The organism is Stieleria bergensis, assembly GCA_007745635.1.
GTDB classification, from domain to species: Bacteria; Planctomycetota; Planctomycetia; order Pirellulales; family Pirellulaceae; genus Stieleria; species Stieleria bergensis.
Window position 1 is genome coordinate 2,926,130 of record CP036272.1, and the last position, 11,478, is coordinate 2,937,607.

The 11,478-nt window shown below is 56.5% G+C and carries 6 protein-coding genes; 4 read left to right on the plus strand and 2 right to left on the minus strand.

Annotated features, from left to right (window positions below):
* Positions 1–18: 18 nt before the first annotated feature.
* Together SV7mr_RS10105 and SV7mr_RS10110 are read right to left on the minus strand one after the other, a co-directional pair.
* Positions 19–498 carry a hypothetical protein gene (locus SV7mr_RS10105; RefSeq protein ID WP_145271610.1) on the minus strand — a complete coding sequence of 160 codons (480 nt, stop codon included), beginning with the start codon at positions 496–498 and terminating at the stop codon, positions 19–21.
* A gap of 47 nt (positions 499–545) precedes the next feature.
* On the minus strand, positions 546–1,970 hold the full coding sequence (locus SV7mr_RS10110) for a TolC family protein (protein WP_419188351.1): 1,425 nt from the start codon (positions 1,968–1,970) through the stop codon (positions 546–548).
* A 1,052-nt stretch (positions 1,971–3,022) separates the two neighbouring features.
* On the opposite strand from SV7mr_RS10110, the gene SV7mr_RS10115 reads away from it, so the two are divergent.
* The 4 genes from SV7mr_RS10115 to SV7mr_RS10130 all read left to right on the plus strand — a co-directional run bounded on the left by SV7mr_RS10115 (position 3,023) and on the right by SV7mr_RS10130 (position 11,335).
* Entirely contained in the window at positions 3,023–5,209 is a 2,187-nt protein-coding gene (locus tag SV7mr_RS10115; RefSeq protein ID WP_145271614.1) for a heavy metal-binding domain-containing protein, read from the plus strand.
* Positions 5,209–8,745 carry an efflux RND transporter permease subunit gene (locus SV7mr_RS10120; protein ID WP_145271616.1) on the plus strand — a complete coding sequence of 1,179 codons (3,537 nt, stop codon included), beginning with the start codon at positions 5,209–5,211 and terminating at the stop codon, positions 8,743–8,745. Before SV7mr_RS10115 ends, SV7mr_RS10120 begins: the two co-directional genes overlap by 1 nt.
* Before the next feature lie 95 nt (positions 8,746–8,840).
* Positions 8,841–10,001 carry a hypothetical protein gene (locus SV7mr_RS25275; protein ID WP_419188352.1) on the plus strand — a complete coding sequence of 387 codons (1,161 nt, stop codon included), beginning with the start codon at positions 8,841–8,843 and terminating at the stop codon, positions 9,999–10,001.
* A 464-nt stretch (positions 10,002–10,465) separates the two neighbouring features.
* On the plus strand, positions 10,466–11,335 hold the full coding sequence (locus tag SV7mr_RS10130) for an Rpn family recombination-promoting nuclease/putative transposase (RefSeq protein WP_145271618.1): 870 nt from the start codon (positions 10,466–10,468) through the stop codon (positions 11,333–11,335).
* Positions 11,336–11,478 lie beyond the last annotated feature (143 nt).

An 11,478-nucleotide genomic window follows, 5' to 3' on the forward strand; every position in this document is an offset into this window, starting at 1 on the left:
TCGGGTGAGAGGCCTCTGCTATAGCCGTAGCGAGGCGATGAGTAGATAGACCGGTCGCCCAGTACCGAGGTCTGGCGGATGGCCCAGTCGATGGGCAACGTGACGATCACGTCCATTCGACAAAGGAAACGTTGTCCAACCCGTCGCCGTTGAATCGCCTTGTGGCGCGGTAGCGATTCGGTTTGCCGATCCATCAGCATCGATCAGGTAGATCGCATCCGAATCGTGGTCAGTTGGAAGCGAAATTGTGGCGGAGGTCGCCGGATTTGCGTCTGTTGCATCAGCTTGTTCGACGGACTTGTGATGCTGATGCTTGTCACCATCGTGATCGTGATGGTGGCCGTGATTGTGATCGTGGTGATGATCGCCGAACAGATGAAAATGTGCGCGAGCCAAATGCCCGTCAGGCACCACGACGCCAGTCCCCGCGTGTGAGTGCGGCAAGGCTTGCCCCAACACGAAGAAAGGGACCATCATCAATGTCACAAGTCGATTCATGACCCCATGGTAACTTGTCTGCCACCTGTTCGCTAGAGCATTGGCGATCACTGAGGACAGCCGACGGTTCGCTCCACCTGAGCCAGCGTCCCGGCCAGCGATGCTTCGATCCTGGCCAGTTGAGTCTCGAACATCAGCAGTTCGCGATACGTTTCGATCAGGCTGAAAAAGTCGGTTCGTTTGCCACGATAGTCGGCGATCGCCAAGGTTAGGGTGTCTTCGGTTCGCGGGATGATCCGCTGTGCGTAGATGTCACGTTGTTCGACGAGGGCATCCGCTTGAACCAGCAATCGCCTTAGCTTGCCATATAAGGCATCGCGCTCAGCATCCAGTCGTTTGGCGGTGCTGCTGGTGCGATTGGCGGCCTCGCGAACACCGGCGTTGATCTTGTCACGCCAGATTGGAAGTGTCGTTCCGACGTTGAAGTTGATTTGGTCGTGTCCGTTGGCAACCGGGCTGATGACGTTGCTGTCGTCGCTGACCAATCCCCAGTTCAAGCCAAACTGAAGGTTGGGGTATTTTTGCAAGCAGGCCAGTCGCTGCTTTTGGCGGTCCCGCTGGATCTCCGACGCCAAACCGGCTAACTTGGGATTGCACTGTTCGGCCAACGCAATCAGTTCATCAAGCTGCTGCGGGACGTTGGCAAGGCTCAGTTTGTCGCTCGATTCCATGACCAGCATCACAGGTTGCTGGACTAGCGTTGCCAGGTCTGCTTGGGCGACTTGCTTTTGCTTTTCCAAACTGACAAGTTGATTGGCCAGGCGATCAGACTCCAGTCGAGCACGCAAGACATCTTGCTGCGTGCCGCCGCTTCGATAGCGAGCCTCGGCGACCTTCGCCAGGTCGTTGATCAGTTCCTGGGTCTCTTTGTTGATCTCGATGGCACGCGTTGCAAACCAGACTTCGTAATAGGCCAGGCGAACCGACTCGGTGATCTCCCGCTCGATGCGTTGGACTTCCGCCTGGGCCACACGCACCTCTTGGCTAACGATCGCCGCCTTAGTTCGCAGCTTTTCCGGCCAGGGGACGACCTGCGATACAGACATCTGATTGCCAAGCCGGCCTGCGGCTGTTTGCAGTGACTGATCGTGGATCGGCCAGAACGTGTTCTTGAACTGGGGATCGGGCAACGAGCGGACTTGTGGTATCCGGTGGAACTCCGCCGAGACACGCTGACGAGCGGCTTGAATGCTGGGGTGATTGGCCAGCGCCAGCGCGATAAAGGTCTCGACCGAGTCGGACGTGTCGACTGGCTCTTGACGCACGGTTTCTACGCCAGAGGCACGATCGGTCTCCGAAGCGTCGCTCGGGGCAGGGACAAATTCCGGTGTCTCGGCAGAATTTCGAATCAGTTCGCTAAATCCCACGGACTGAATCTCGGTGGGGATCGAGCGTGATTCGGCCGAATCGTGCTCGCGGGGGACCATCTCGATCGGGCGCTCGCCCACCTTTTGAGGAGCGGCACTCTGCATGACGCTCGAAGGTGGCGTCCTGGAGGAGGCGCACCCCACCACCGAAATTGCCATCAAGGAGGCAACAGAAAACTTGCATTTGCTAGCATTGATGAGCGTTTTGAATCGCCTTGATGGCATCGCATCGCCACAGCTTCGGGCAAAATTCGCTCGCAAACTTTGCATGTTAAAATATTCGGGTTGAACGATTCTTAGCAAATGCTGTTATGATTAACTTTCTGTTGCAGAGTAACCTTTTCGGCACAACCCGATGCAACTCTTCCGCATAACTCGATCAGCCGTCATTCCTTTACTGATCGTCGCCTTGGCGATTCAGCCGGTGACGCTGTGTCTTGCTGATAGGGGGGCTCAAGCCGCTTGCTTGAAAGTCACCAGCTCAGTAAAAGCCAACTCAGCAGAATCCAACTCAGCAGAATCCAGTTCAGCAGAATCCGGTTCAGCCACGTGCCAAGGGTGCGGACGCTGTAACGTTGAGCGTCCTGCCGAACGTTGCTGTTGCTGCAACTCTGAACCGGAGTCCGCCGCCAAAGAAGAGGTCGGAACAAGTTGCTGTAGCGAAGAACACGCTCCTGCTGAAACTCGCAGTTCATCGCCAGAGCAGCAATCTGCATCTACTCCCGCTTCCGTCGATGCTGCAGTGCGATCGATTTGCTTGTGTGGGCAACGGTCTCAACCGCTCAGTGATTCGTCGCCGCGTTGCCCGACCAGTGAGAACCGGGGTCCCGTTGTATGCGATTCGACCGTTATCGATGAATCACAGTGGGACGCTGATGGCTTGATGCCCATCGGACCGACTGAGTTGGCGACGGCGGTGTCGTCCGATTTCGCCCAAGTCATGCTTTGCATCTGGCGTCTCTAACGCCTTCTTGTCTGGAGCTGCGCGCGCATTGTGCCATTTGTCACGCCTGCGATGACCGGGATTCCTCCTGCATCGCCGGTTGTGACGTACGAAACTCGCTAGCTCTCTCCGTTCAATCGTGATGCTGTTTCATGTCGTCGAGCGCGCTTCCGCTGCGCGACGATCCCTGTGCTGAGCCCTTGATGAGGCCGCAATGACATCGGAAGAAAAGCCCCAACGGGCAGAGCATGTTGTGCCGAACGCTGATACGGACTTTAGTCACAACAGTGCAAACGCAAACGAGAGATCGAACGCGGAAGACAAGACAGCGCTGGCCGACGACGTGAGCAATGCGGCACCCCTCAACGCTGTCGGTTCCAGTCAGGTCGTGCCGCAATCGGCCACGACGGTGAACGCGTCCGTTTCCAAGCTCGGCGGATTAGATTGGCTTGTCCGAGTCGGTGTCAACACCGCTGCAACCGTTGCCACGGCAGCCTTGATCCTGTTCCTGATCGGTGTCGCTCAACGAACCGGATGGGTGACTGCAGATGGTTTTGGCGGCCAGGAACCAGCCGGCGATGAGGCCGCGTCCGGCCAACCCAAACGATACATCTGTCCGATGATCTGTACTCCTCCGTCCAGCCAGCCCGGTCGTTGTCCGGTCTGTGCGATGGAATTGGTCGAATCGACGAACAGCGGATTAGGTGACGGCAAGTCCGTCAACATCGAAGCCGTGGCAAGACGATTGGTCGGCATTCAAACGGCAATGTCGAAGATGAGCCATGTAAGTCGGACGATACGCACGATTGGATCAATTGAGTTCGACGAAAGCCGACTGTCGACGATCTCTGCATACATCGATGGTCGTCTCGAAGAAATGTATGCCGACTATGTCGGTGTTCGTGTTTCCAAAGGCGACGACCTCGCCCTGATCTACAGTCCACAACTGTATTCCGCGCAGACTGAATTTATCACCAGCTTGGATGGAGGAAGTGTTGGCCGATTCGACATCGGGCAAAACGACCTCGGTGCGATGGCTCAAGAGAATCTGAGTGAGCTGGGGATGACGAACGAGCAGATCGAGCAGCTTCGCAAGACACGCAAGCCGCAATCTCGAATCCGGATCAAATTGCCTCAAAGTGGGACAGTAATCGAAGCCTCGGCGGTTGAAGGCGATTACGTGAAAACAGGACAAAAGCTTTACCGGATTGCCGATCTGACGTCGGTCTGGCTCATGCTGGATCTCTTTCCGGATGATGCCTCTGCCGTACGATTCGGCCAGGAGGTTGAGGCCGAGGTCCAGTCCATGCAGGGCGAAGTGTTCACGGGCCGCGTCGCCTTCATCGCGCCAACCGTGAATCCGAAAACGCGGACGGTGCAAGTTCGCGTTGAGGTCATGAATTTTGACGGAAAGCTGCGTCCGGGTGACTTTGCGACCGCACGAATCACCGTCCCTGCGATTCCCGCCGACTCGGTCTACGATCCGGCACTGGCTGGAAAGTACATCAGCCCGATGCACCCGCAAGTGATTCGTGAGCAGCCAGGACCTTGTCCACTGTGCGGGATGGATCTCGTGCCAACGTCACAGCTCGGCTTCTCACCAGATCCCTTGCCTGAACAGCGCGTTGTGACCGTTCCTCGTGATGCGGTGTTGATGGCTGGCGACAACGGTGTGATTTACATTGAAACCGAGCCTGGTCGGTTCGAGATTCGACGGGTTTCGGTTGGACCGATGACAGAGAAAGAAGCCGTCATCGTCGAAGGTTTGGCAGCGGGCGAGACGGTTGCAACGGGCGGTAACTTCCTGATCGATTCGCAAATGCAACTGGCTGGCAATCCCTCGTTGATGGATCCAAGCCGGGCGCCGAATTTCCCTCCGGGACCGCTTGAGCTAACCGAGAACGAACCGGTGGTGTTGTCCGGTCTGGCCGGTGCGCAGTTCGATCGTGCGTACCAAGCTTACTTCGATATTCAAACGGCGATGGCATCGGATTCGCCGCCGCCACCAGTCGCATTGAACACGCTGGTCGATGGGCTGGCTCGCTTGGAAAGCTTCGGTAACGTCCCGGACGAAGCTCAGACCCAATTTGGACGTGCCCGACGGGCTGCTGCTGGCATGGATGGTCCGCTGGATGCTGCTCGTGCGGCGTTTCGCGCTGTCAGTCACGCGATGCTTCGTGCCGCTGTTGTCGCCCGTGGTCCCAAAACTGCCGAGGCGTTAACACAGTATTACTGTCCGATGGTTCCCGGTAACGGCGGCGACTGGATGCAGCCCGGCGGCGATTTGGCCAATCCTTACTGGGGCGCAGAAATGCTGACCTGCGGTCAGGTCGTTCGTGACTTGACCATCAACGCAGAGGTTCCGTCCCTGCCTGTGGCTTCGCAGCAGGAGGGCCTGTAATGCTGCGGATCATCATTCACTTTTGCGTCAAAGAGCCGTGGCTGGTTGTGCTGTTGGCGATTGGGGTCAGTGTCGCGGGGTGGTTCAGTTACCAAGCCATTCCCATCGACGCGATTCCAAATGTGGGTGAAAACCAAGTCATTGTACTGACACCTTGGCCGGGCCGGTCTCCGAAAGACATCGAGGACCAGGTGACGTATCCATTAAGCGTCTCACTGCTTGCCGTGCCCGGTGCAGAATCGGTGCGCGGCAAAAGCATGTTTGGATACAGCTTTGTTCAGGTCACTTTTAAGGATCAGATCGACTTCTACTGGGCTCGCAGTCGTGTTTCCGAGCAGCTTGGCGCAGCGGCGTCGCAGCTGCCTGATGGAGTCATACCGCAGCTAGGGCCTGACGCCACCGGACTTGGCCAGATCTACTACTACACGCTCCAACCGCCGGCCGAAGGCATGGGGTTAGCGGAACTGCGAAGCATGCAAGACTTCGTCGTCAAGTACGAACTGCAAGCCGTTCCAGGCGTGAGTGAAGTTGCCTCGATTGGTGGATACGTGCGTCAGTATCAGATCGAAGTTGACCCCGACAAGCTGCGCTACCACAACCTTTCGCTCCAGTCCCTGGTGCAATCGATCCAGGGTTCCAACCTGGATGTCGGAGCGAAGACCGTGGAAACGACCGGGATGGAGTACATTGTTCGCAGTAAAGGCGCATTGGGAAGCGACGGCGACACCGCACAGGCGATCTCCGACATTGAAGAAACCGTCATCATGCAACGCGACGGGGTTCCGGTTCGCGTTACGGACGTTGCCAAGGTGCAACTTGGCCCCGACTTCCGCCGCGGTGCACTCGATTACAACGGTAGCGAAGCGGTTGGCGGTGTCGTCGTCATGCGGTACGGCGAAAACCCACGTGTCGTCATCGACCGCGTGAAGGCGAAAATCGCCCAGATTCAGCCTGCGCTTCAAGGTGTCACCATTCATGGCGTCTACGATCGCAGCGGTTTGATTGACGAGACAGTCGCGACTCTGACGACAGCACTTCGCGACGAAATTTTGATCACGGCCGTGATCATTGTGCTTTTTCTGTTGCATGTCCGAAGTAGCTTTGTTGTCGCCATCTGCCTGCCGGCGGCTGTCTTGATGTCGTTCATTGCAATGCAGGTGGTGGGGGTTGGCGCCAACATCATGTCGCTAGCAGGTATCGCGATTGCCATTGGAACAATGGTGGATATGGCGATCATTGTTTCTGAGAATATCTACGGACACTTGGCGGAGTGGGAATCGAAGGAACGGGGACGGGAAGACGGCGGGCTGATGGAACAACGTTCGAAGGATCGCGCGCAAGTCATTTCAGACGCTGCGATCGAAGTCGCACCGGCGGTCTTCACAGCGGTGATGACGACCATCGTCAGTTTCCTGCCGGTTTTCTTTCTTACCGGCCGCGACTATCGGCTCTTCTCACCCTTGGCTTATACCAAGACATTCGCGATTGCCGCTGCGATGATTGCCGCGGTGACGATCGTCCCGGCGCTCAGTCGCCTGCTGCTCCGCAGTTCGCGGCACTCGAAACTGGCCTCATCGGTCACAGGATTCAGCTTTGCCGTACTCTTGTCCACCGCGGCACACTTTTTGTGGGGTGATCGCATTGCCAGTCACTTTGGAATGACCCATTGGGTCGTCACCGCGGTTGTTGGCATGCTTGCTTTCATTGTTGGCTGGCTGGTTCTGCGAGAACGCATTCGCCCGATCGAAGAGATACCGTCAAGCCGCTTGGTTCGTTGGATCTATGGTGCTCGATTACGTTGGGCGCTGAATCACAAGGTCTTTGCGTTGGCGTTTCCAATGATCTTGCTGGTGCTAGGGGGCGGCGCTTGGATTGGCCTGCCGACGGTGTTGCGGCCGTTGGAACAGGTGGCAAGTGTTTTCAAGGCCGACTTGAACGAGCTCCCTGGCTACGTCGACGCGAAGCACACATTCACTGGCTTGCGCAGTGACGATTGGATTGCCTTGGACGAAGGCAGTTGGTTCTACATGCCGACGCTTTATCCCGCGGCAAGCTTTTCTCAGGCGATGCAGGTGTTGCAGACACAAGACGTTTTGATCGGTCAGATTCCAGAAGTCAAAGACGTGCTCGGCAAAATTGGACGCGTCGAATCGGCACTTGATCCCGCACCGGCGGCGATGATTGAAACGTACGTGATGCTCCGCCCCAAAAACGAGTGGCGCGAGGGCGTGACGGCTCGCGATGTCTGGGATGAAATCAACCAAGTCGCCACCTTGCCGGGAGTCACTCCTGCATCGGCGCTGCAGCCGATTGAAGGCCGCGTTGTCATGCTGCAAAGCGGCATCAAGGCGCCCATGGCGATTCGCGTTTATGGTGACAACCTCAAGACGCTTGCTGACGCCGCGATGGCAGTGGCCGGTCAATTGAAGGAGTCTCCGTTTGTGAATGCCGGCACCGTGAATCCCGACATCGTACTTGGCAAACCTTATTTGGAGTTCACGGTCGACCGTGAAGCCGCTTCACGCTATGGAATGAATGCAGCCACCGTGAACCAAGTCATTGAAACGGCACTCGGTGGCATGAATTTGATTCGCACCGTCGAGGGCCGCGAACGATATCCCGTGCGTTTACGTTACCACCGGGATCTGCGCGAACAGGTTGATGAACTTAGTCGGCTTCCGGTGGTCACTGACAGCGGAGCGGTCGTGCCACTGGGCGAACTGGCATCGCTCGAAACGACATGGGGACCGGGGGCGATTAATAGCGAAAACGCTCGACTGGTTGCTCACGTCTCTTTCATGACCAGTGGCGCTGCAGGTGATTTGGAATCGGTCGCGGCCGTTGAAGAACAGCTTCGAGAAGCTCAGGACTTGCCACCTTCGAGTCCCAAGCATCTTGCGCTACCGCCGGGCTACTCATTGGAGGCTGTCGGAAGCTTCCGCAATCAGATTGAAGCCAACCGTCGCTTGATGTGGATCATCCCGTTGGTGATCTTCATCAACCTGCTGCTAATCTATCTCGAATTTCGAAACCTTGCTATTTCATTGGCCGTGTTCTCTGGGATTCCGGTCGCGTTTGCCGGTGGAATGGTTTTCGTCGGCTGGATGGACGTTGAACTGAACACCGCTGTTTGGGTCGGGTTCATCGCGCTCTTTGGGCTTGCTGTGGACGACGGTGTGGTCATGGCGACTTACATTCATCAACTGATGCAACGCCGCAAGGTGTCCAGTGTCCAAGACATCCGCAATACGGTTTACGAAGCGGGATTGAAACGAATTCGCCCCTGCATGATGACAACGATCACGACGTTGGCCGCGCTGCTTCCGGTATTGTTGGCCACCGGTCGAGGCGCCGACGTCGCCCGCGCGATGGCGATTCCCGTCTTCGGTGGCATGCTGGCCGAACCGTTCACTTCATTCATCGTTCCCACCCTGTACAGCGCCTACTTGGAATTCAAAATGCGATTTGGATTCAACGACGGGCTGTGGGAGGGAACTGAACAGATGCCGGAGGAGGAACTGATGAAAGCGGCCTAACGTTTTTTGATCCGTTGTGAAGATAGACATTCGTCGTCCATCCAAGAGGCTCGCAGGCTTCTTGGGAAATAATCCCTAATCATGAGAGAACAAGGATGAATCAAACATTTACGAGACTGACCGGTGTTGCGCTACTGATTGCAGCCATTGCTTCGTGCAACGCCGTGGCTCAAACAGCCGACAAGGGGCCGAGCGAAGCACTGCATCAGGGACAGAGCCACGTCGGGCTCTCGGAAACTGCTGGTCCGCACGGAGGTTCAGTGCGGCAAGCCAATGGCGTTCAAATCGAGACCGTCGTGAATCAAGGTGGCATTCAGTTGTTCCTCTACGACCGTGCCGACAAACCGATGGCGGTGAATCAAGGCCGCGGAGTCGCTTCACTTCGAGTCACAGGGAACGCCAAACGCTACCGTTACGACTTATTGCCCGATGGAAAGGGCGCCCTGACCGCTCCGGTCAACCTCGCCAAAATAGCGGGTCGACAAATCGAACTGGAGATTCAATTGATCGGCATATCCGCCGCCAACGGGCGCATTGCCCTTCAAGAAGTCGCGAGTGTCCCACTTAGCGAGATGCAACTCGCCGAGGTAGCGATTGCCAGGCAGAAGATCTGCCCTGTCAGTGGCAAGCCACTTGGCAGCATGGGGCAGCCCGTTGTCGTCGATGTGGACGGGGGACAAGTTTATGTGTGCTGCGCTGGTTGTGCCGATGCTGTGAAAGCCGATCCAGCAAAGTACGCTGGCGGTCGCGCAAAGATCACGGTTACTCCCCTTACCGAAGCCGACACAGCACTGATCAAAAAGCAAGCGAAGTGTCCGGTCATGGATGAGTCACTGGGCAGCATGGGCCAACCGATCAAAGTCATGGTTGGTGACAAGCCGATCTTCTTGTGCTGCAAAGGCTGTATCAAAAAAATCAAAGCTGAGCCGGCGAAATATTTGGCGATGGTTTCTGACAAAACGCCGCCAGGGCAAGCGTCTGCAAAATCTGCCGCGTTCGTGCCGGCAGGTAGCGAAAAGGTACGCGATGGCGTGTTCAAAGTCTCCACTGCCGACGCGCCCTTCATTGCCGCACAAAAACGTTGTCCCGTCATGGATGAGCCACTTGACGCGATGGGTGGGCCATACAAAGTCAACGCATCGGGCAAAGCCATTTACATTTGCTGTCCCGGATGTGCCAAGAAGATCGCAGCGGATCCCAAGAAGTACTTGGACATTCTCACCAAACAGGGAGTGACTGCACCTTTGCTTCGTTAAGTCGCATGCCACGATCTCCGAACGCCGAAGGTGTTTTACAGCCCAACCCAGGCAGGGGCGCGCAGCGCACCCTGGGTGCGCTGGAAAACGCCCCATTTACCCTGAAGGGGTGAACAACAGCAATGAGGTTGGATCCCGTTGTCGTGTGAAACCGTCGCCAACGAATCGTTTAGGAAGGTCGCGTCTTTCCAGGGTCGCCTGCAACTGCCGTGTAGCGGGAATGAACCACGAAGGATCCAGTCACAGTCATCAGCAGAAGCTTTTCCCCGTCTGATCACTGGGCCCACATCTGATCACGGGGCCCAAAAGAGGAGATCGATTCGGCCCGTACCCGAATCAGTCGCGACGCTGGCGGTCCTGATGGAGTCCTGCCTTGGGCCAATGAGCACGGTTTTGATGGCGAACTGCCTCTCAATCGGATAGACTTTGGCAACAAAGTCAGCCTCCAAAATGCGGAACCACTCATGGCGATTGGGATTGACCCCACTGTTGATTACGCGTTCAAGTTGCTTTTAGGAAGCCCCGAGCATCCGGCGATTACACTGCACTTTCTGAATGCCATCCTGGGGGATGAAATTCAGATCACCGAAGTCGAGATCCTGAACCCGATTCTGGGCAAGGGCGATGACACGGACAAAGTGTCGATCCTGGATATCGCCGCTCGAGATTCATCGGGGCGCGTGTATGATATCGAGATGCAGACCAGCCTTCCGGCGGGATTGGCTGAGCGTTTGGCCTACTACACGGCATCGCTTTATGTCGGCCAGATTGGCGAAGGAGACGCCTACACGCGACTGCGGCCCGCAATCAGTATCTGCGTGCTCGACGCGATCATGTTTCGCGAATCGCAGCCCATTCACAGTGATTTTCGGCTTCGCAGTCGCGAGGGCAACCTGAATCTGACCAATGGCCTGCAAATCCACCTTCTTGAGTTGCCAAAATACACCCTACCAAGCGATCATAAAGTGATCGCTGATCCGGTCGAGGCGTGGGCGTACTTTTTCCGTCAAGCCGACGCAATGACCACCGACGAAATCCAGCAACGGTTCAACTGCCCCGCGTTCACCGAGGCCGCTCAGGTACTTGACATGACCCAACGCCCCCAGCAACATCGAAGCCAATACGAACAGCGTCTCAAAGCCCAGCGCGATGAGAGGGCGAGAATGCAATACGCCGTTGATCAGGCACGCCTTGAGGGCGAAGCACTTGGACGGATTTCGATTCTACGAAAGATCCTTGGCGGCGAACCTGAGTCGCTTGATAGCTTGTCCCTGGAGCAACTGACGGTGATCGAAAAAGAACTGCAGAACCAGTTTCGTGAACGAGGCATTTAGCAACCTCGTCCAGCCAATAAATCCTGAACCGACTTCTGATGTGGGCACGGCCCCTAAGCGGTGCTGGAAGGAACACTCCGTGCTCTTTGCACCTCTGTGTTTCAATCTTCTTTGCAGCACTGACCATTGACGTTGCACCGCCA

Excerpts from the sequence above, each read along its gene's own strand:
- SV7mr_RS10110 (WP_419188351.1), bottom strand. The coding sequence starts at position 1,970 with ATGCAGAGTGCCGCTCCTCAAAAGGTGGGCGAGCGCCCGATCGAGATG.
- SV7mr_RS10105 (WP_145271610.1), bottom strand. The coding sequence starts at position 498 with ATGAATCGACTTGTGACATTGATGATGGTCCCTTTCTTCGTGTTGGGG.
- SV7mr_RS10120 (WP_145271616.1), top strand. The coding sequence starts at position 5,209 with ATGCTGCGGATCATCATTCACTTTTGCGTCAAAGAGCCGTGGCTGGTT.
- SV7mr_RS10115 (WP_145271614.1), top strand. The coding sequence starts at position 3,023 with ATGACATCGGAAGAAAAGCCCCAACGGGCAGAGCATGTTGTGCCGAAC.
- SV7mr_RS25275 (WP_419188352.1), top strand. The coding sequence starts at position 8,841 with ATGAATCAAACATTTACGAGACTGACCGGTGTTGCGCTACTGATTGCA.
- SV7mr_RS10130 (WP_145271618.1), top strand. The coding sequence starts at position 10,466 with ATGGCGATTGGGATTGACCCCACTGTTGATTACGCGTTCAAGTTGCTT.